We start from the raw sequence: 19,548 nt of genomic DNA, 5'->3' as shown, positions 1-19,548 counted from the left end.
TGAAATCAGATAAACGTAAGTACGATTCTTTGTCATTAGCCATCTAATATATCACGCACAAGACGTTCCATATGCTGGTAATCACCGCTGAGACCAGCATGTATCGAGCCGATATAAAAATCCTTGTGTTTGTCCCACAAGGAATAATCTAATAACCCATACCCTGCTTCTTGACTCGTATAGTCCATTAGGAGTCTGCTGATTCTTCCATTTCCTTCACGGAAAGGATGGAGCAAAATAAACTCTACGTGACCTCTAGCAAGAAAAGAAACAAGCTCCTCTTTATTTAAGTTTGCTAAATTCGAGTATTGTGAAAGGTAGTCAGCTTCAAATCTACAGATTTGACGTTCGATTTGGAGTGGCGCTGTAAACTCAAAATCACTTTTCCACATCCTAACATTCCTAATGCTTCCAGCCCAAGGGTATACATTTCCTAGCCACTGACGATGCCAGTCGATAATGGTTTGAAAACTCACGTTAAGTGATGGGACATCACACGAGAATACCTTTTCATAAAGCTTGACCAAAAGTAATGTCTCTACATCATTCATTTCAGTAACATTAGTAATGTTAAGTTTGTTTAAGAGAACCTGATCATTAGAGCCTGGTTGGTATTGTGTTTCGACTGTATCTACGTCATATTTGGGCATATAAAGGGACTAAAGCAAATTAAATTGACTTTAGTGTAAGAGCACATGACAAACTGTTCAAGAGCGATTCACGAAGCGTGGTACTTTACTATGCGAAAGCCTCACCTTTAATATAGTGTCTAGGCAAACAGGACAACATGAATGTACGTTTAGACTTGAATTTTTATCTCAAAGGCATACAAGGAAAGTAATATGTCAAATTATGAAGAACCATATCATTTTAAAGCAGGGTTTCACCCCAAATGTCCTAAATGTGAGAGCACAGATATTGGTATCTCACTATCGGAGTATTTATATGGTCCAGCAAATGGAAACTATGAAGTGATTTATTGCAAAAGTTGTCATACATTTTTAGGCGCTCATCCAATTGTGATTCAAAACTTACATCCCGATATTAAAGAAGCAGATAAAGTTAAACTTAACTCTTAGATTATGAATATGACTTATAGAAATTCGTGACACAGACTGCGTTAAAACAGAAACCCAACTCTTTCATCCCAAAGCTGGGTTTCTTTGTATACGACTTAATGGATCAGCTTTTTGTCACACTTTCTTCTTAATATCTGCTATCGCTCTAGCAAGCCCTAACAAATGTGTTGAAGTCTTAATTTCTAGTTCTGATTGAATCCCTAATAGAGCTATGCCTGCCAATATCTGTTGCGGCCTCACTACTTGTCCTGTCGGCAGCTCCATCCTGTCGTATAACATTTTGAACTGAATCCAATCTTCACTAATGCTCAGTTCGCGACCTTTTGCCATCCGCATAAGTCTTTTACACTCGGGTGGAATTGGGTTCCCCTCGTCCCAACCTGTGACAGTTCTCACAGATTTAAAACACAGTTCAGCCACTTCTTCCTTGGTCATTTGACACTCTAACTCTCGAAAAATGTAATTCTTACTCATTTCGCGATACTTCAATGATAAAACCTCTAAATACAAGAGGTTGCACTGAATTTATAAGATATGCACTATTAAACATAATCAGACATAATACGCAGTTAATAATACGTGTAGTTAATTCTAAAGGTAGTATTCTCATCTTTTGTCCTTAAAATCCTTGTTCCAACTGACTCTCACGCTTCTTGCGCCGTTCAGAGTTTTCTTATCGCATTTGAAATCTAATAATTATATGTACGGCCAGCGTCTACACAATTCAATCTTCATTCAGAAAATCTAATTGACGCGAAACTTTGTCCGTCTGGTTTAACTTATATGCCACTTCTCTGTTTGCACTAACGGTTCGCTGCGCTGTGTGAAATTCTTGTAAGCATTGCTGTTGTTTCTATTCCAGATTTCACACACGCGACCAATGTTTCTTATCAACTGCACATGCTTAGCTCTCGTTTAAATCCATCAACTAATAAAGTTCGTGTGTCTTATGTAGACCCGCACACAGATTTTTCAAACCTTCTTAACGATTCTCTCTAGAGTTAGTACTTTGTGTTCAGTTTGCATAGATTCATTACACTTATTGCTGGTACACAACACCGATACTTGGGAGATCCATAATCACGGTTTGCCCTGAAATTACGTTCAATTGGACTTAGGTAGCTTTGGTAATAAACCTAAGAGTTACTTTAAACCCATTGCGCTTAGTTTTTCTTTACTTGTTTTCTCTAACTGATATGCCTGCTTTGAAGTCGCAATGGTGTTACCGCCTGAGATTAGAAAGCTTATAATGTTTATCGACACATGTAATCAATAAGTAAAGTGACACTGTAGCTAGCTGTACAGGTAAAGCTTGGTCCTATGGAACACAAAATAAAGAACCCAAATGACAACTGTATATTTACACAGTTAAATTATTGTCCCCTTAAAAACGTTACCTTTCGTATAAATACCGAACAAAAACAACGCTATTTAGGCATATATCTGTCGCTGGGCGCGTATTTTTGCCTAGCAATCACGCTAGTGTCGTTGATCTCTTTTAATACGCTCATGGATAAGAACTACATCATCACACCTGACAGATAGCCTACGCGCGTAAATACGGACAGAGACCACGATGGTGGCACCGTAGGCTCATTACATAAGTCAGAAGATGGAATTGAGTTACAGTGTAACTTTGAACAAACCTATAGCTTACCCTTCTGTGAAATTGAGTTCGTTATATCGACCCAAAATAAAGGGCTCGATCTCTCAACGTTCGATTCGGTCACCATCAATATAGAATATGAAGGTCAAGAGGAGCCAAGGTTTCGATTCTACATACGTAACCACGACGACGACAACTACAGCGCTCAAAGCGACCCTATTTCTAACAAGTTCTATCGCTTAGACTTATCATTCCCCAATAGAAAACACATCAATTTAGCATTCTCAAATTGATACGCGCCGCATTCCTTAATCGACTTCTACACAACACCTTACGCCTCGTAAGCTTTTTAAATACTTATTCTGTAAAGCACATATGTGGCAACGAAGCTTGCTCTAAGCGGTGGTAAGCCATTCGCGATATCGGTTTTGAACATTACCGCTGTGGATTGTCTCACTCTGTTCTTCGATGAAATCATCATTTGTCTGCTTCTGAACATTCATGGATTCTCATCCGTTCAAAATACAAGTCACAACGTCACTAGCCGTAAAAACACCATATATTTAGCCACTTAGGCACGGTGACATAAATACTGACACCTAAAATGGCGACTGTTCCACTTTCAGAGCTTACTGTAATTTAATTACAACTCAAAGCCAAGAAATGCCTGAAAAGCGGATCACTCCGACATAACTTACTGAATAAAAGGAATTTAATGGTTTTGGATAGGTCGGGAATTCAGGGTAGCTAAAGAGTTGGTATGTACGAGATAATATACTAGAGGGTAATATAATTAGTTATAGTGCACTAAGGGTTAAAAAAGAAGGGCTGATGCCCTACTCTTCTTTATTACTCATTTCTTCACGAATTTGCTCAGCAACGATTTTAATCGCTTGCGCTGTGCTGATGCCTTGGGTCATCATTTCTTGAATTCGTTCAACAGCTTTCTGTTGTTCTTCGTGAGAAAGGGTTGGTAAGTCGTTTAGCATGCTCTGCTCCTTTATTTAGGAGCAGAACTATATAAGGACTGTTAGTAACTAGCAAGGAAATTGATTGATGCACCCATTGCATTTTCATTTGTGTAGTTAGCACTTAGATCTAGCTGAAACAAGTTCAATGGCGAGATACCAACACCAGCTGTCACTGTTCCTTCTGAATCAGAGTAAGCCAGGTTCTTGTAATACCCTCCCCTTAGCTTAAGCTGACGTAACAGGTCGACTTCAGTACCAACACGAATCATCTGTTCGTTGTCTTCGAACGAAGTAAACTTCTCTGCTTCATTCAAATCATAATCAACACTCAACGTAAAGTAATCAGAAACGATCCCCGCACCAACAGTGTAGACAGGCCCCAGGTTATAAGAATGACTCGATGTTACTGTTCTTGTAGCCCCTGTGCTGCTTGTTAGCTGTTGGCTAACGGATTTAGTTTCAATCTCACGGTCTATAATATTCGTTGCAGAAAAACCCACTCTAAATGGGCCGTAAAACCAAAGCGCACCTGCATCAATATTAAATGTAGTTTCCGCGGTGTCGTTTTCTCGAACATCACTTAGATCGTAGTTTTGTGCCGAGGCAATGTAGTTATACGTATAGATTCTTTGGAGTTTTGGAGAAATACCAAACGACAAATGTTGTCCCATGAACGTTTGATATTTTGCTAATGATATACCAGCTTCCATAATGCCAATAGAAACAGCTTTAACAGCAGTTAACTCAGCATTAACCAAGTCACTATTAGCAGCGTCACTAGATGTATCAGGGGTTACAAATGATTCAGTGTATGCTTTTGCAAATACGTTTGCTGCAATATACTGATTTGGTAGAGCGAATGCTACAACACCACCTAAATCAACATTCAGGCTATCACCATTAAGAGCATCTAGATCAGAACCAGTCACAGTACCTGACTCAATGCTGTCAACTAAATTATCGATATCATCAACTAAGTTATTAGGGTCATTATAATTACCGCCAAAACTTGGCGTGATCATTCCCATGTCATCATTACGACGATAAATGGCAACAAGTGCTGGGTTATAGAATGGAGCAGTTAGGAAGTTTGCTGAAACAACACCAACACCACCCATCGCATCACCACGCGCTTCAATGGCGTAGTTTGCTGCTGAAAGAGGAAGACTGGCGAATGCAATTGACGCTGCGAGTAGTTTTGTAGTTTTTTTCATGCCGTTTATCTTTGTTAGATCCCTTACATAGTTAACGGCACAATTTTAAATTACTTTAACTCTTCTTCGCTAGAAATATCATAAGTTTTACTGATAGTTTGTGCTTGTTCTATCGCTATATCGCCTTGCCAGCGTGAATGCACCATTGAAACCGCTAAAACATAGCGATCATTAGGAAGTTCTTCACCAGTAAGGTTCATTGGATAATCAGATTCGTAGCTCTTGCCCCAGACCTGTTCATAGTGTTCATCAACGTAATCGTACAAACCGATTTCGAGCTTAGGGAGCGGACAATAAGGATTGAGTAGTTCTTTTTTATCGATTCGCCACGTGTCTTTTGATGCCCAGCGAACTTGTTGACGCATGGCAACTTCACCCAAAACAACCCAAGTGCTCCAAGACTTTCCGCCATCACCTTTAACGCTTAAACGGTATAAACCGGATTCAAGTTGAGAGGCTAAATTGTAACGCTTGCGGTATAGACTCACCGATGCGTTGTTAACCACTTCACTGTCTTTGGTTAACTCACTGTCCGAAGAAACGATCTTATCGACCCACTTCTCGAAGGTAATGTCTTGAATGTTGTTTTCGGATTCAACATTAATCGATACACGAAAGGTATCTCGGCCAGGGCTTTGAATGATGTGTCTTTTAACGACGACTGAACTAATCCAATCTGGGAGTGTTTTTCTGGTGAGAGTTTTACCACAATCTTTGTTCAATGCTTGATCGAACAGTTCATTGAGGTGATCTTCTCGTGATTGAGACGAGTTGATTTGCCAAACTTCCACTAATGAGTCAAACATCTGAGGTAAATCATTATCTAGCAGATGTTTATGAACTTGAGTCAGAGCATCGCTGCTCTTAAACCAATCCGTTGCTTGCGCGGTATTCGCTACGCAAGAAAACATTAATAGTGGAAGTAAGGCTATTCTCATTACGCTTTCATCTTGTAACCAACGCCACGCAGCGTTTCAATTTCTAGACCCGGCAGTTTCTGTCTTAGTTGCAGAACGTGCGTGTCTACCGTACGTGTTGTTGGGAAATGGTTGTAACCCCATACATGGTCAAGCAGTTCATCACGTGTAAACACACGTCCAAGGTTACTTGCCAAGAACAGTAGAAGGTCAAATTCAGTGCGCGTTAACGTTACTTCCTGTTCATTGAAAAACACTTCACGTGTCGCTTTATCGATAACAAGATTCTGAGCGATAACTTTTGATGCATCTTGTTCTTCAGAATCTGGCAGGCGAAGTTGAGCACGAATCCGAGCAAATAGCTCAGCCTCTGCGAATGGCTTTGTTAAGTAGTCGTTTGCACCTGAATCTAGGCCCGCTACTTTGTCTTTTACTGTCACGAGAGCCGTCAGCAAAATAACTGGGATATCTTTCTTTTTCTTCCAACCTGGAAGTGAATCTACTGAGTCGCCATCAGGAAGTTGACGGTCTAGAATCACTAGATCCGCTTGTTCCCAGTAGCCTTCAACTTCAGAGATCAGTTCTGCATGCAAACATTCATATCCAGCTTGCTCAAGGCTAACTAATAAACCGTCAGCTAAATTTTTATCATCTTCAACGAGAAGCAATGTCTGTTTCACAAGGTATCTCCAAAATAAATGTTGTTGGGGGGCCGATAAGCGTCATGTGACCGCCCATTTTTCCAACCATAGATTCCACTATCGTCAGACCTAAACCGAGTCCACTCTTACTTACGAATGGCTTTCTTAGTTGCCCCCAATCTTTGCGAGACAAGTCTCCATTATCTATAACTTTGAATGTCAGCTTCTTGTCAGAAGTATTCAGTTCTAGAATTACTGGAGCCACACCGTATTTCACGGCATTTCTGATTAGGTTATCGATGCACGTTCCCAACCAATATACGTTCACTTTTGCAGCTATATCTTTGTTTACACGGAGTTCAATCCCCTGCGCAAAGTCTTCTTCAACTTTGTATTGGAGCCACTCTTCAACACTTGGCACCCACTCTGTTGCGAGCGGTTGATTATCTGATTGCAGGTAATCTTTACTTGCTTCCGCCAACTGTCTTAAACGGCGTGTATCTTCACACAGCCTACGGAACTCATCATATACCGATTCTGGTAAGTGTTCGAACTCACGCCTGAACCCTTCCACCGTCAATGACAAACTCGCAATCGGCGTTCTTAATTCGTGCGTTAGGATTTGAAGAATCAGCATGCGACTCTTCATCTCTTGTTTCTTGCTGTTCCAGCGGTAAATCGCCCAACCTAAGACAAGCATGATGTTGGCAATAACCAAGATAAACATGGCGACTTGCAGAAGCTCTGAATGATCTTCTATTTCCCAACACACATTACCACGCTGGACAAAACAGCTTTTACCTTCTGAAGACAAGCTAAACGATAACCCAGCAAGCGTGGCATTTTCGTTCCAGACTGATTTTTTATACAGGTAATATCTGTCGCCGCGTTTTACCCACATCTCATCAAGCTCAACAAACATACTGGCACCCGCTAACAGCGCGGTGATTGCTTCGCTATCCATTTGTTGCAAGCGAGACAGTAGTTCATCGTGTTCGGTGTTTGGTCGCTCTTGAATATGCATAAAGCGCTTCAGAGAGTCGAATTTTTCTGGGTACTTCTCAACGTATCGTGCCGCATAAGAACCGCCGCCAGGGTGAATCAAACCACTACGGCTAAACCAACGGTCAGAAAGCTTGGTGCCTTTACACATTGCACGAGTAAAAACTAAAGGCTCAGTAATCAAAGGGCTTAACGGCAGTTTACCACTACAGGTTTTTGATAACTGGTACAAGCGCTGAATGTCTTTTAACGGGTACTCTGCTGTTTGTGGCAGCATAGAAGACGGCATGATCAAACGTGTTGGATAATCAGCCTGTAGCACTCGAATATCGTAAGATTCGATCGCCCTTTCATGATCAAAGAGTTTGGTGAAATTATCGATACGCTCAGGTAAAGAGTCAGCAAATGCGTTTGCAGACACAGACAACGTAGCGATAAGAAGAGTAAATGTTCTTTTGATGATCACAAACCAACGCAAATTCATATAGATCAACCAAATATATACCATTCGCTATCAAAGATAAATTTTTAACCGCATGAAAAACATTGAGAATGGAGAGCTACAGAGATAAAGGCCAATATATTACGGCCACATTGTACATACGTACTAGTAGGCTGATTGGCAAGCCAAACCTCAATTGCGACAAGTTTTGCATCAGGCTTCGTCAACTTCGTATCAACTGAGATCACACATAGAGTCGCTTTCGTAAGATAAAAAAAGGAGCTCAAATGAGCTCCTTATCGAGTTGTTACAGATTGTTTAGAGGTGATCTCTATAGATGTTCTAAGATACTTAGACAACTCTTTTTAGCATCGCCAAACAGCATCTGCGTGTTCTCTTTGAAGAACAGTGGGTTTTGCACACCGGCGTAACCTGTGTTCATCGAACGCTTGAATACGATAACATTCTGAGCGTTCCAAACTTCAAGTACTGGCATACCAGCAATTGGGCTGTTTGGATCTTCAAGTGCTGCAGGGTTTACGGTGTCATTCGCACCAATTACCAATACAGTATCTGTCTCATCGAAGTCATCGTTGATTTCGTCCATTTCTAGAACGATATCGTAAGGCACTTTCGCTTCAGCAAGCAGTACGTTCATGTGACCCGGTAACCTACCAGCAACTGGGTGGATACCAAATCGAACATTAATGCCCTGCGCTCGTAGTTTCTCAGTGATTTCATGCACTGGGTATTGTGCTTGAGCTACTGCCATGCCGTATCCAGGAGTGATGATTACTGACTTAGAGTTTTTCAGCATATCAGCCACATCTTCAGCTGAAGTTTCGCGGTGTTCACCTTGCTCTTCATCGCCATCAGACACAACCACTTCTTGGCCGAATCCACCAGCAATAACGCTGATGAAAGAGCGGTTCATCGCCTTACACATAATGTAAGACAGAATCGCACCCGACGAACCAACCAATGCACCAGTTACGATAAGCAGATCGTTTGCAAGCATGAAACCTGCCGCTGCTGCTGCCCAACCAGAGTACGAGTTCAGCATAGAGACAACTACTGGCATATCTGCACCGCCAATCGATGCCACTAGGTGGTAACCGAATGCGAATGCGATAAGTGTCATCACCATTAGTGCGAACATGCTGCCGTCTGCTTTAACGAACATGATCATCAGCAGTGTAGAAACTACGATAGCCGCTAGATTCCACTTGTGCTTATGAGGGATGTTCAATGCAGACGAAGAGATAACGCCACGAAGCTTACCAAACGCAACAATAGAACCCGTGAACGTCACCGCACCGATAAACACGCCAAGGAACACTTCCACTAGATGGATAACGTGCTCTGCATGAATATCTGCAGGGTTGATAGAAACAGCAGCAGGTGGATCGATGTAGCTGTTGTAACCTACAAGTACTGCAGCCATACCTACAAAGCTGTGCAGAATTGCAACCAGCTCTGGCATTTCAGTCATTTCTACTTTTCTTGCGTAGTGGATACCAATACCACCACCGATCACCATAGCCATGATGATCCACACAATACCAGCAGAGTGAGGGCCAAAGATCGTTGCGATCAACGCGATTGCCATACCCGTGATACCGTAATAGTTACCTGCACGCGCAGATTCCTGTTTCGATAACCCAGCCAAGCTCATAATAAAAAATACAGCAGCAACAATATAAGCTGCTTGTACTAATCCTTCAGACATCTGTTACTCCTTAGTCTTTACGGAACATTTCAAGCATACGTTTGGTCACGGTAAAGCCACCAAAGATATTGATACTTGCAATTAATACGGCAATAAATGATAAGAACGTGACGACGCCACTTCCTTGTCCGATCTGTAACAGTGCACCTACTACAATGATGCCTGAAATCGCGTTAGTCACAGACATCAAAGGCGTATGCAGAGAATGGCTTACATTCCAAACTACGTAATAACCCACCACACAAGCGAGAACAAAAACGGTAAAGTGAGATAAGAACGCAGCTGGAGCAACCGAAGCTACCCAAGCGAATGCACCAACAGCTACCGCCATACCCGCCACTTTCTTAATTGGAGAAACAGGTTCTTCAACTTTAGGCTCTGGTTTGGCCGCTTTTGGCTTAACTTGTTGTGGTTGAGCTGAAACTTGAATTGGTGGAGCTGGCCAAGTGACCTCGCCCTCTTTAACCACAGTAACACCACGCAGAACAACATCTTCAAAGTCGATTTTGATGTTGCCATCTTTCTCTTTGCAAAGCAGTTTCAGAAGGTTAACTAGGTTCGTTGCATACAGTTGAGATGATTGAGTCGGCAGTCGACCAACCATATCAGTGTAACCAACCACCTTCACACCATTAGCCGTTGTAATGACTTGATCCGCAACCGTGTATTCACAGTTACCGCCATTGGCCGCCGCAAGGTCTACAATCACACTACCTGCACTCATGCTGTCTACCATCTCTTTGGTAATCAACTTCGGAGCCGGGCGACCTGGAATCAGCGCCGTTGTAATGATGATATCAACGTCTTTTGCTTGAGCTGCATAAAGCTCTTCCGCTTTCTTATTGAATGCTTCAGACATCTCTTTTGCGTAGCCGTCACCAGCACTGGTATCTTCCTTGAAATCCACTTCCAAGAATTCAGCACCCATCGACTCAACTTGTTCTTTAACTTCAGGACGAACATCGAATGAACGAACGATTGCACCTAAGCTACCCGCAGCGCCGATTGCCGCTAGGCCAGCAACACCAGCACCTGCAACCAGTACTTTTGCTGGCGGAACTTTACCCGCAGCCGTAATCTGACCCGTGAAGAATCGACCAAACTCATGCGCCGCTTCAACAACAGCACGATAACCCGCGATGTTTGCCATAGAACTCAATGCATCTAACGCCTGAGCTCTTGAAATTCGTGGTACAGAATCCATCGCCATCACGTTGATGTTACGATTGGACAATTGTTCCATTAATTCTGGATTTTGGGCAGGCCAAATAAAGCTGACCAATGTTGCGCCATCTTTAAGAAGATCGATTTCATTTTTAGACTCGTCAACGATCGGAGCGTTAACTTTAAAGATAATATCGGATTTCCAAGCTTCATCTGCGGTGACAACTTTTGCTCCAGCTTGTTCATAAGCTGCATCTTCAAAACTTGCTAACGCACCTGCTTGTGATTCAACACAAACTTCAAATCCTAATTTTAGAAGCTGTTCTACCGATTTCGGCGAAGCAGCGACTCGCGTTTCACCAGCGAGCGTTTCTCTTGGTACACCAATTTGCATAGCTATTCCTTGACTATTGGCACGAATGACTTATTCGTTTGTATCTAACGACAACTAATACTTCAAGCGTTTTGTTCAAAGAACAGGAAAAGTTATTACTTATAACGATTTGGATGGAGTTTGAGCGCTTCATTTGGATAAATGACGACCGTCTCGAACGAAGAGGTCAAACCACTTGCAAATAATCCTTTTAATAACAACCTACTAGCTGTTCTTTGTCCCTAAAACTAAAAAGAGCTTTCAGCATATACACTGAAAGCTCACTAAATTATGACCAACATCAATTCTAACCCTAATTGGTTAGCTAAATATATTGTCGCCCATTTGGTCGATGAACATCTGCGATTTTTTGAGCATCAATTCATCGGCATCTTGTTTGTTTGAAACAACATCTGAACGAATAAAACGGTGAGTTTTGATTTCACCATCGAATTCTTTCTCGATTCGCCCAGCAACACGGTATTGACCAGATTCTGCAATGGCATCTTGATAGATATTGAAACCCTTATATTCGACTGGCTCAATCTCTACTTTTTGTTCGGTTTTTTCTTTGCCACCAAATAATCTAGAAAAGAATCCCACGTTTTTTTACTCCTTAAATGACCGTATTCACCCTAAACTATCATGACTGTTTACGGTTCAACAACGGCTTTTCATACCATTGCAATTCTACGTCATCGTCAAAATTGTGTTGACTAAATATAACAGGCACATTGTCGTCACGTTCACGTCTTCGATCGTCAATAATCATACTTTCTGCATTTTTGACCGCGATCTCACTATTGCGTTTATAGAGCACCAATTTGTCTTCTGGCAATGCTGACAGAAAATCGATATCAAAACGAATATAGATAGGTTTTAGCTGGCCCAAAGCCAAGCACGCGAGATCGGCCAACTGTTCGTTGGTATAACTAGACACATATTCCTCGGTAGCCAATACATGACCGACCAGAGTTTCCATATAGTTATGTACATCAACACTAATTTGCATACCACACCTCCATTTGTAGCGGTTTTTCTAGTCGCAGTCGTTTCTAAAGTTACTTGAAACCATGCAATTCCTAATAGCTTTCTATAACTCAGTTATAGGTTTTACTGTCCATAGTTAAATCTAAGGCGTTATTTAATCCTACTCTGACTTCATTACAGATCTTACGTCGTTCAATGATAACTGATCATCAAGCCCTTTAAGTGACAGCGCCAACGTAAGAGCAGCAGAGCAGATTTTGTTAAGTATCTATAACGACTAATTAATTTCTCATATATACTGTGTAGTTCGTTCTATGGTTAATAGCAACTCAAATACATATAAAAATGATTGCAGCATTAGCGACCTATGACTATGTTTTTGCTCTAATTTAAGCAAAAAGCTTGGCAAGCGCTTGTTTAACCGTATCCTACGCATATTATTAAATAATAAGATCATCAATATAGTTAGGCTCACCACATAAATGGCATCATCTTTTGTAACGTCGAGCATATTTCGATTTTGCTTCCCTTTAGTCCTGTTAACAATTTTGCTCGTTGGTATGGACAACGTCATCCTCGTGACGGACTCAAACTTAGGGTTTGCTAGCAACCTCCCTTACATTTTATTGAGCGTTGCGGTTCTGCTATGCCACACATTCAGACAAGGTCGAATGGCGATGGTATCGGTGACCATGCTTGTCGCTTATCTGATCATCCAAGTTCGCTTACAAACACCTCTCAATACAGGCACAACACTATTAGAGCTCTCGTTACTTGCAGCATTAGTACCTGTCACTTGCTTACTTGTTTATGCCTTCCCTGATAACGGCGTAAACTCAAAGTCGATGCTGCTATACGCCATCGTTCTTGTTCTGTTTATGGTGTGGGCGCAATTGATCGTCTCTCACTTCCATGCCGGCGGTTTTGAATCATGGAGTGATGGTCTTCTGTTTATTGTCAGAGACTTCTCCAAACTGCCTTTTGTTTTAGTGTTATATAGCCTTTGTTTGCTTGGCCTTACTGCCATTCTCGTGTTGGTGTATAACCGCTCTATCGATGTTGTGGTTTATAGCGCTATCCTGCTTTCTTCTTGTACGTTCATCTTCTTCGACGTTCAGTACATCTCCAGCACCATGTTCTCGTTATCAGGCACGTTGATCATCGTCTATGTGATGTCTGCTAGTCATGATATGGCCTTTAACGACCAACTGACTAACATTCCCGGTCGACACGCCTTAGAAGTCGATATGAAGCACTTGGGGCGTAAGTATTCGATGGCGATGGTCGATATCGATCACTTTAAGCAATTTAACGATACCTACGGACATGACATTGGCGACGATGTGTTAAAACTGGTGGCGCGCATTCTGAGGGAAACCACAGGCGGCGCTAAAGCCTATCGCTATGGTGGAGAAGAGTTCACGATTATCTTCAAAGGCAAACATTCGGAACAAGTTAAAGAGCACCTTCAAGCTCTGATTTCCGAGGTTCAAAACTACGACATGACGATTCGTAATAGTCATGAACGCCCCGACGATCATGAAGTGGGTATGAAAAAGCGTGGCAAGAAAGACAAACCATCGGAAGTGGTGAATGTGACGGTGAGTATTGGATTGTCTGATAGTACAACCACCAGACATCCTGAAGAGGTGTTGAAGCTTGCGGACCAAGCGCTGTATAAAGCGAAAGAAACCGGTCGAAACAAACTGTGTATTGACCGTTAACAATAGTTGATAGCGAAAGATATTGAGTGCTAGAGATCTAAATAGCTTAAGCCATTAATAGCGATCTGCTTCAATAACTATCACTTCCAAGTTCAACGAGCCTCATTGATTTGAGGCCGTATGGGCTTAACTGGAAAAAAGAGCTTAATCTTGGTTGAAGAATATAACCAAGCTACCACCTTTTAAGCTACTTCCGTAGTTAATCGTAAAACCTATTCCCACGTTATCGACCCACTCATTAAACAGGTTTGGGTTAAGCAGCCAGCCAACACTGCCCTCGTAGTAAGATGTGGTGCCCATAGAGGCCACCGTGTCACCACCAATATCAATTCGTCTTATACTCGAGTACATCGATGTGATGTTCTTATCCCAACGTACGAGATCATAGAAAACCTTGGCTTCATTGGCGATATACCACCCTTCAGGATGGCCGACATTGCCATTGTTCGCCTCGCCCCAGCCGATGCCATTAAAGTAATGCCAACTGGTGCTCAATTTGTACTTTCCCCAGTCATTCTTATCTTCGTACATCAGCTTGATTTTAGGCTCGATGATGTAAGCCCAAGCATCAGTATTGAGATATACGCCATCCAGTTGGTCTTGAATAGGCTTTAGCAACGAAGCGCGATATTCATAATCATTGCGGTAGTAAGAGATGTGGTTACCGATTGCAGAACTGAAGCTCCAATATTCGTCTAACTGGGACACATTCGCGAATTCCACGTAGCCAGACACTACCGACTCTTTTTGAAAATCGTTTCTATTTGCTGCCGCGTACTCGACATCGTTCTCGATCCGCAATGCAGACAAGCGCAGCGTCACCTCTTGATGGTTATCTTCAATGTAACTGGGTAGTTCAAATGTGTAAGGCAAACTCAGGGAGGTGATGTTTTGTCGACGGCTCACCGAATCATTCGAACCGATGTCTTCATTGTCCAAACTAAACACTTTATTGGGGTCAAAGTTATTGATACCAAAAGTGAAAACATCGGTGTCGTTGAGCAATACACTGGTGGCAAAGCTCTGCTCTAGATCCTTTCGAAAAAGATCAGATAGCGTATTGGCATTAACAGTGGTCGCCAAAGCGGTAAAAAATAGAGGAACCGCAAGCGTCCAAGATGTGTTAGTCATAGAAAATGACTTCGAATGTGGCATTTCTTTTATCACTTAAAGCACTTCCTAGCTCAAACGCTATTAGAAGTATAAATTCAAATATCTTAAAGAGCTCGCCTACTAACGAGCAAGCTCCAAAATGTTGCGTTGTACAAAGGTATTTCTGCCGCTTTGCTTCGCTTGATAAAGCGCTTGATCCACCTTTTCATAAATAGAGGCGATAGATTCGCCACCTTCTGGTACAAATGACAACACACCTTGTGACACTGTCACTCTATCCGATACCGTTGAGTGGTCATGAGCGTAGTTCATCTCATGCAATGCCTCTTTAACTCGAGTCGCGTGTACCTTAGCGCCTTCACTGTCTGTGTCGCTAAGAATCAGAACAAACTCTTCACCGCCATAACGACCGACAAACTCTCCCGCACGAACAAACAGCTGTTTCAAGGTATTAGCAAGCCCTTGTAAGCACTTATCTCCTTGAATATGACCATAATTATCGTTGTAAGGCTTAAAGAAGTCTACATCGAGAAGTATGACAGTCATGGATATATTACGTCTTCCGTGCCACGCTATGCTCTCTTCAAGCTTAGTATCCATATATCGACGGTTATACAATTTGGTCAGGCCATCTTCGTTGGCTTGTTGCTGCAGAAGGATGTTCAGTTCTTCGAGTTTGGCTGTGCTCTGTTTTAATTCTCGTCGCATTTGCGCGATACGTTGCATCGCAATCAGCTTAGAATTCAAAACAACCTTGTTTACTGGCTTGATCAGGTAATCATCGCCACCAGCGTCAATCGCTTTTGCGATCATCTCAGGTTCTTCGTGACCACTAAGAAAGATGATGGGAACCCATTCTGGGAATCGGCTTCGAACCTCATTCGCCACTTCAAAACCATCCATATCAGGCATGCTGATATCAAGTAACACGAGTTCAGGATCAAAATCAGAATAAACACTCAGGGCTTCTTTTCCGCTACCGACAGCTTCTACAATATGACCCAGTTGCTTGAGTCGGATAGCAAATTGCATCCTGTCTAGTTGAACGTCATCAACCAGCAATATGCGCATTGAAGATCCCTTTTCTATCATCACATCACCTTTATCTAGTGTTGAATATTCAAAGTAGCTCAAATTTGGGCTTAAATCATGCCCTAATCTCTATATTATATTGACTTTTTTACAGATCTTTTTAGCATTGTTTCTTTTTAAAGAGAAATACTATGTCAGACGCTACAAACAACGAACAACAAGAAATCGATTTAACCACCATCTCACCAGAACTTCGTCAAGTTATCGAATTTGATGGCGTACCAAAAGAGATGCACTTTATGGTTACTTCTATTCACGAAGTGTCTGAAGAAGCAGTACGCGAAGCTTGGGATAGTCTTCCAGCAAGCGCACAAAATGTTTTAGACAACTTCGAGCAGTTCCACGCTCTAATCTCAGTTAGCCAAGCTTTCGCTGGTGTTAACGTGATGGAAGAGTTCCCTACTCTTAAACTTCCAGAAGACATGTCTGACGAAGAAAAAGAAGAGTACCGTGCTCAACTGCTAGACCAAGTTCTACACAACTGTGTAAAAGACATGGTTAAACAAATCAAGAAAGCTCGTCGTGATGCAATCTTGAAGCGTGATTTCAAAGAAGTTTTTACTAAGTAAGTCGCTAGTCGCCTAAACTAGGCTAAGCGCTAACAGTACTACTTAGAATTAAGCCGCATGTTTCTTTAAACACGCGGCTTTTTTATATCCGCTATTTTCTGTTCGTCGATCGTTACGTCTGTATGTTCTTGTTGCTAATGTTCATATGATTCGACAAATCATATGCTTTAACGCTCATATAGTGTGGCGCAAAACTGGCAGTTATACCGTATAAAAATGACGCATGTATCCATTCATGGAATCAAGATCGAATTTTCAGAACCTATAACAGGCAGTATCGCGGCAATATCGAAAAACTGACCTTGTCAGGTTTAATGCGTTACCGCGATATCTCTTTGAGCAACACTCACACCTTTAATTTGAGCGTAAACACGCTGCCCGATTTCTAGATTTAACTCATCCAGCGCCCACAATGTAATGGTTGCCCATAGGTAGCACCCAGACTCTAACTCTAGCTCGACCTCGACACTCTGCTTATTTGTGCCTTGTTGGTGCGTCTCTACGCTTTTAATGGTCACTGGAAGGATGTTACGTATCGAGGTTCCTTTCGGCTGTTCTAGCGTGATAGAGACATCATTTGCCCTAACTTGTAGCCTCACTGTCGTACCAAGCTCACTCGACACTTTCTGAACCCATAACGACGTCGACTTTCCTAACATCAGGCGAGACAGCGCATAATCGTCATTGTGTTCCGCTAATGTCGCTTCAAACAACGAGCTTTGCTCTGAGAAAGATTGCCAAGGTTGCATGGCTCTCGATGCCCAAACCTCTTCCGTCACACCCGACGAAATCACTTTGCCTTGGTCAATAATCACAAGGTGATTTGCCAAGCGTAAAATTTCATTGAGGCTATGAGTGACATAGATGATCGGTATTTGGACGGTTTCGGATAAGTTTTCCAGAAATGGCATCACTTCGCGCTTACGAGGCAAGTCGAGAGACGCTAAAGGCTCATCCATCAACAAAATGCTCGGCTTTGATAACAAAGCGCGGCCAATCGCCACACGTTGCTTCTCACCGCCAGACAAACGTGCAGGGTAACGATCAAGCAATGAACCTAAAGACAATAGCGAGACAATTTGTTCAAAGTGCGCTTTATCAACACCTTTCATACCGTACTTAAGATTAGCCCCTACCTTCATGTGTGGGAACAAGCGTGACTCTTGAAATACATAGCCCACATTGCGTTTGTGAGTCGGCAGGTTAATGCCATTTTGACTATCAAACAGAGTGGTTCCAGATACGCTGATCAGACCTTTATCGGGCTGTTTAAGGCCACTGATTGCATTGATAAGTGAGGTTTTACCCGCGCCAGAACGACCAAAAATTGCCGTAATGCCGCTACTTGGTAATTCCAAGTCGATATCAAAGAACGTTTCACCAAGTTGTTGTTGATATTGGAGGATCAAAGCACTCATGCATTGCCTCCCAAGCGTTGTGCTGACTTTTTGTTGAGCCACTCAGATAGCATCAATGAACCCAGCGCTATCACAATAGAAATGACACACAAACGCGCGGCTTCCATTTCAGCGCCAGGGGTTTCAATAAAGGTATACATAGCCAAAGGAATGGTTTGAGTTTCACCGGGAATATTTGAAACGAAGCTGATGGTCGCGCCAAACTCCCCTAGGCTTCTTGCGAATGAAAGCATGGTGCCGGTAATGACCCCTGGGATCATCAAGGGTAAAGTGATCGTGAAAAACACACGAAGAGGTGAAGCGCCTAATGTAGCAGCCGCCTCTTCAAGCTTACTGTCTACGGTTTCTAGGCTCAATCTAATAGAGCGAACCATCAGCGGCAACGCCACAACCACACAAGCGAGTGCCGCGCCCTTCCAGCTAAAGCTGAATACAATACCAAACACGTCATTGAGCCACGAACCTATGATACCTTGCCTGCCCATCATCACTAGCAGTAAATAGCCAATAACCACAGGTGGAAGTACCAAAGGTAAATGGACAATACTCTCAACAATGCTCTTACCTACAAATTGTTTCTTAGCAAGTAGCCATGCTAAGCCAATACCGATAGGGATAAGCCATAAGATTGCAAACCCAGCGACTTTTAAGCTCAGCATTAAGGCTTGGTATTCGTATTCCGATAAATACATCATTTAACGCACTTCAAATCCAAAACTGTTCAAGGTGTCTTTCGCTTTTTCGCTCTTTAGGAAAGTATAGAACTCTTCTGCCACAACTTTATCACTCAACTTCGCTACAGGGTAACGTATTGGTGTGTGCAGATCTGATGGGAAGGTCGACACTAGGTTTACTTCTTTAGAAAGCAACGCATCCGTTTTGTAGACAATGCCAAGCTTAGCTTCACTGCGCTCGACTAAGGCTAAGGCCATACGAACATTGTTACTTGGTGCCAATCGAGTTTTCACATCGTCCCATACACCTAACGTTTCTAACGCTTCTTTTGCATAGATACCAGCAGGAACCGACATGGTGTTACCCACTGCAAGCCTTTCATTAGTAAGCAGTTTAGCCCATTGTTCACCTTTTGATAGGTCTAACGTTACCGATGTCTCTTTAGGAGCAATCAGCACCAGTTCGTTTTCACATAGGTTTGTGACATTGTCACTATAAACCAATTTACGATCGACTAAATGCGTCATCCATTTCTCATTTGCCGAGATAAAAATGTCTGCTGGTGCTCCTCTTTCGATTTGTCGCACCAAAGATGACGTACTCGCATACACAGGAATCACATCGACAGAATGGTCTTTCTCAAACTCTTCAACCAACAGATTAACCGCATTGGTCATCGACGATGCAGCGTAAACTCGTAGCTTTTCCGCAGCAAAAAGATGACTAGAACTCAATGCCGAAGTTAAAGCCATGGTTAAAAGGAAGACTCGCTTTTTCATTGTTATCACTTATCTATTGTTCGTTTAAGTTCTTTAGCTAACTTCTAAAT

Annotated in this window: 19 protein-coding genes and 1 pseudogene; 4 read left to right on the top strand and 16 right to left on the bottom strand. The window is 42.3% G+C overall.

Annotated features, from left to right (window positions below; all coding sequences use genetic code 11):
* Window positions 1–35 precede the first annotated feature (35 nt).
* Window positions 36–650, bottom strand: coding sequence for a Fic family protein (locus tag F0229_RS15740; RefSeq protein ID WP_171733225.1), 615 nt, complete (start codon window positions 648–650; stop codon window positions 36–38).
* 192 nt (window positions 651–842) lie between these two features.
* Here F0229_RS15740 and F0229_RS15735 point away from each other — a divergent pair, with 192 nt between their 5' ends.
* Complete coding sequence (locus F0229_RS15735; RefSeq protein ID WP_171733224.1) at window positions 843–1,079, top strand: hypothetical protein; 237 nt, start codon at window positions 843–845, stop codon at window positions 1,077–1,079.
* Between the two features lie 114 nt (window positions 1,080–1,193).
* Here F0229_RS15735 and F0229_RS15730 read toward each other — a convergent pair whose 3' ends face one another.
* A complete protein-coding gene (locus F0229_RS15730; protein WP_171733223.1) occupies window positions 1,194–1,568 on the bottom strand; it encodes a phage protein in 375 nt (124 codons plus the stop codon).
* Between the two features lie 915 nt (window positions 1,569–2,483).
* On the opposite strand from F0229_RS15730, the pseudogene F0229_RS21920 reads away from it, so the two are divergent.
* Window positions 2,484–2,975: pseudogene (locus tag F0229_RS21920) on the top strand (GGDEF domain-containing protein); the annotation flags it as partial.
* Between the two features lie 546 nt (window positions 2,976–3,521).
* On the opposite strand, the gene F0229_RS15725 reads toward F0229_RS21920, so the two are convergent.
* From F0229_RS15725 to F0229_RS15685, 9 genes are all read right to left on the bottom strand, one after another.
* Window positions 3,522–3,674 (bottom strand): YoaH family protein, encoded by a 153-nt coding sequence (locus F0229_RS15725; RefSeq protein ID WP_004731009.1) that lies wholly within the window; start codon window positions 3,672–3,674, stop codon window positions 3,522–3,524.
* Window positions 3,675–3,715: 41 nt separating this feature from the next.
* Window positions 3,716–4,870, bottom strand: coding sequence for a conjugal transfer protein TraF (locus F0229_RS15720; protein ID WP_017069084.1), 1,155 nt, complete (start codon window positions 4,868–4,870; stop codon window positions 3,716–3,718).
* A 50-nt stretch (window positions 4,871–4,920) separates the two neighbouring features.
* Window positions 4,921–5,808, bottom strand: a complete 888-nt coding sequence (locus F0229_RS15715) for a DUF2861 family protein (RefSeq protein WP_029235234.1) — start codon at window positions 5,806–5,808, stop codon at window positions 4,921–4,923.
* Window positions 5,808–6,467 (bottom strand): response regulator transcription factor VxrB, encoded by a 660-nt coding sequence (vxrB, locus tag F0229_RS15710; protein ID WP_017060099.1) that lies wholly within the window; start codon window positions 6,465–6,467, stop codon window positions 5,808–5,810. Before vxrB ends, F0229_RS15715 begins: the two co-directional genes overlap by 1 nt.
* The gene (gene vxrA, locus F0229_RS15705) at window positions 6,442–7,914 is read right to left on the bottom strand and encodes a sensor histidine kinase VxrA (RefSeq protein ID WP_171733222.1); all 1,473 of its coding nucleotides are present in this window, start codon (window positions 7,912–7,914) and stop codon (window positions 6,442–6,444) included. Before vxrA ends, vxrB begins: the two co-directional genes overlap by 26 nt.
* A 289-nt stretch (window positions 7,915–8,203) precedes the next feature.
* Window positions 8,204–9,601 carry a Re/Si-specific NAD(P)(+) transhydrogenase subunit beta gene (gene pntB / locus F0229_RS15700; protein WP_171733221.1) on the bottom strand — a complete coding sequence of 466 codons (1,398 nt, stop codon included), beginning with the start codon at window positions 9,599–9,601 and terminating at the stop codon, window positions 8,204–8,206.
* Window positions 9,602–9,611: 10 nt separating this feature from the next.
* Window positions 9,612–11,159 carry a Re/Si-specific NAD(P)(+) transhydrogenase subunit alpha gene (pntA, locus tag F0229_RS15695; protein ID WP_171733220.1) on the bottom strand — a complete coding sequence of 516 codons (1,548 nt, stop codon included), beginning with the start codon at window positions 11,157–11,159 and terminating at the stop codon, window positions 9,612–9,614.
* Window positions 11,160–11,459: 300 nt separating this feature from the next.
* The gene (locus F0229_RS15690; protein ID WP_004731023.1) at window positions 11,460–11,741 is read right to left on the bottom strand and encodes an HlyU family transcriptional regulator; all 282 of its coding nucleotides are present in this window, start codon (window positions 11,739–11,741) and stop codon (window positions 11,460–11,462) included.
* A gap of 40 nt (window positions 11,742–11,781) precedes the next feature.
* Window positions 11,782–12,150 (bottom strand): late competence development ComFB family protein, encoded by a 369-nt coding sequence (locus F0229_RS15685; RefSeq protein WP_017060104.1) that lies wholly within the window; start codon window positions 12,148–12,150, stop codon window positions 11,782–11,784.
* 460 nt (window positions 12,151–12,610) lie between these two features.
* On the opposite strand from F0229_RS15685, the gene F0229_RS15680 reads away from it, so the two are divergent.
* Window positions 12,611–13,852 carry a GGDEF domain-containing protein gene (locus tag F0229_RS15680; RefSeq protein ID WP_171733219.1) on the top strand — a complete coding sequence of 414 codons (1,242 nt, stop codon included), beginning with the start codon at window positions 12,611–12,613 and terminating at the stop codon, window positions 13,850–13,852.
* 144 nt (window positions 13,853–13,996) lie between these two features.
* Here F0229_RS15680 and F0229_RS15675 read toward each other — a convergent pair whose 3' ends face one another.
* A complete protein-coding gene (locus F0229_RS15675) occupies window positions 13,997–15,007 on the bottom strand; it encodes a Solitary outer membrane autotransporter beta-barrel domain (RefSeq protein ID WP_029235232.1) in 1,011 nt (336 codons plus the stop codon).
* A gap of 78 nt (window positions 15,008–15,085) precedes the next feature.
* On the bottom strand, window positions 15,086–16,057 hold the full coding sequence (locus tag F0229_RS15670) for a diguanylate cyclase (protein ID WP_171733218.1): 972 nt from the start codon (window positions 16,055–16,057) through the stop codon (window positions 15,086–15,088).
* A gap of 131 nt (window positions 16,058–16,188) precedes the next feature.
* Here F0229_RS15670 and F0229_RS15665 point away from each other — a divergent pair, with 131 nt between their 5' ends.
* Window positions 16,189–16,626, top strand: coding sequence for a DUF3069 domain-containing protein (locus tag F0229_RS15665; RefSeq protein ID WP_017060108.1), 438 nt, complete (start codon window positions 16,189–16,191; stop codon window positions 16,624–16,626).
* 311 nt (window positions 16,627–16,937) lie between these two features.
* On the opposite strand, the gene modC is transcribed toward F0229_RS15665, so the two are convergent.
* Genes modC through modA form a run of 3 tightly spaced genes read right to left on the bottom strand, consistent with a single transcriptional unit; the run spans window position 16,938 to window position 19,498 of the window.
* Window positions 16,938–18,044, bottom strand: coding sequence for a molybdenum ABC transporter ATP-binding protein ModC (gene modC / locus F0229_RS15660; RefSeq protein ID WP_171733217.1), 1,107 nt, complete (start codon window positions 18,042–18,044; stop codon window positions 16,938–16,940).
* The gene (modB, locus tag F0229_RS15655; RefSeq protein WP_017060110.1) at window positions 18,041–18,739 is read right to left on the bottom strand and encodes a molybdate ABC transporter permease subunit; all 699 of its coding nucleotides are present in this window, start codon (window positions 18,737–18,739) and stop codon (window positions 18,041–18,043) included. Before modB ends, modC begins: the two co-directional genes overlap by 4 nt.
* A complete protein-coding gene (gene modA / locus F0229_RS15650) occupies window positions 18,740–19,498 on the bottom strand; it encodes a molybdate ABC transporter substrate-binding protein (protein ID WP_017060111.1) in 759 nt (252 codons plus the stop codon).
* Window positions 19,499–19,548: the final 50 nt, after the last annotated feature.

This window comes from Vibrio sp. AIC-3 (assembly GCF_013114515.1).
Lineage (GTDB): Bacteria > Pseudomonadota > Gammaproteobacteria > Enterobacterales > Vibrionaceae > Vibrio > Vibrio crassostreae_C.
The sequence above is the reverse complement of the archived record's forward strand: the minus strand, read 5'-3'. Positions and strand labels throughout refer to the sequence as shown.

Coding starts and splice junctions, on each gene's coding strand:
- F0229_RS15740 (WP_171733225.1), bottom strand. CDS start 650: ATGCCCAAATATGACGTAGATACAGTCGAAACACAATACCAACCAGGC.
- F0229_RS15735 (WP_171733224.1), top strand. CDS start 843: ATGTCAAATTATGAAGAACCATATCATTTTAAAGCAGGGTTTCACCCC.
- F0229_RS15725 (WP_004731009.1), bottom strand. CDS start 3,674: ATGCTAAACGACTTACCAACCCTTTCTCACGAAGAACAACAGAAAGCT.
- F0229_RS15720 (WP_017069084.1), bottom strand. CDS start 4,870: ATGAAAAAAACTACAAAACTACTCGCAGCGTCAATTGCATTCGCCAGT.
- F0229_RS15715 (WP_029235234.1), bottom strand. CDS start 5,808: ATGAGAATAGCCTTACTTCCACTATTAATGTTTTCTTGCGTAGCGAAT.
- vxrA (WP_171733222.1), bottom strand. CDS start 7,914: ATGAATTTGCGTTGGTTTGTGATCATCAAAAGAACATTTACTCTTCTT.
- pntB (WP_171733221.1), bottom strand. CDS start 9,601: ATGTCTGAAGGATTAGTACAAGCAGCTTATATTGTTGCTGCTGTATTT.
- pntA (WP_171733220.1), bottom strand. CDS start 11,159: ATGCAAATTGGTGTACCAAGAGAAACGCTCGCTGGTGAAACGCGAGTC.
- F0229_RS15685 (WP_017060104.1), bottom strand. CDS start 12,150: ATGCAAATTAGTGTTGATGTACATAACTATATGGAAACTCTGGTCGGT.
- F0229_RS15680 (WP_171733219.1), top strand. CDS start 12,611: ATGGCATCATCTTTTGTAACGTCGAGCATATTTCGATTTTGCTTCCCT.
- F0229_RS15675 (WP_029235232.1), bottom strand. CDS start 15,007: ATGCCACATTCGAAGTCATTTTCTATGACTAACACATCTTGGACGCTT.
- F0229_RS15670 (WP_171733218.1), bottom strand. CDS start 16,057: ATGATAGAAAAGGGATCTTCAATGCGCATATTGCTGGTTGATGACGTT.
- F0229_RS15665 (WP_017060108.1), top strand. CDS start 16,189: ATGTCAGACGCTACAAACAACGAACAACAAGAAATCGATTTAACCACC.
- modC (WP_171733217.1), bottom strand. CDS start 18,044: ATGAGTGCTTTGATCCTCCAATATCAACAACAACTTGGTGAAACGTTC.
- modB (WP_017060110.1), bottom strand. CDS start 18,739: ATGATGTATTTATCGGAATACGAATACCAAGCCTTAATGCTGAGCTTA.
- modA (WP_017060111.1), bottom strand. CDS start 19,498: ATGAAAAAGCGAGTCTTCCTTTTAACCATGGCTTTAACTTCGGCATTG.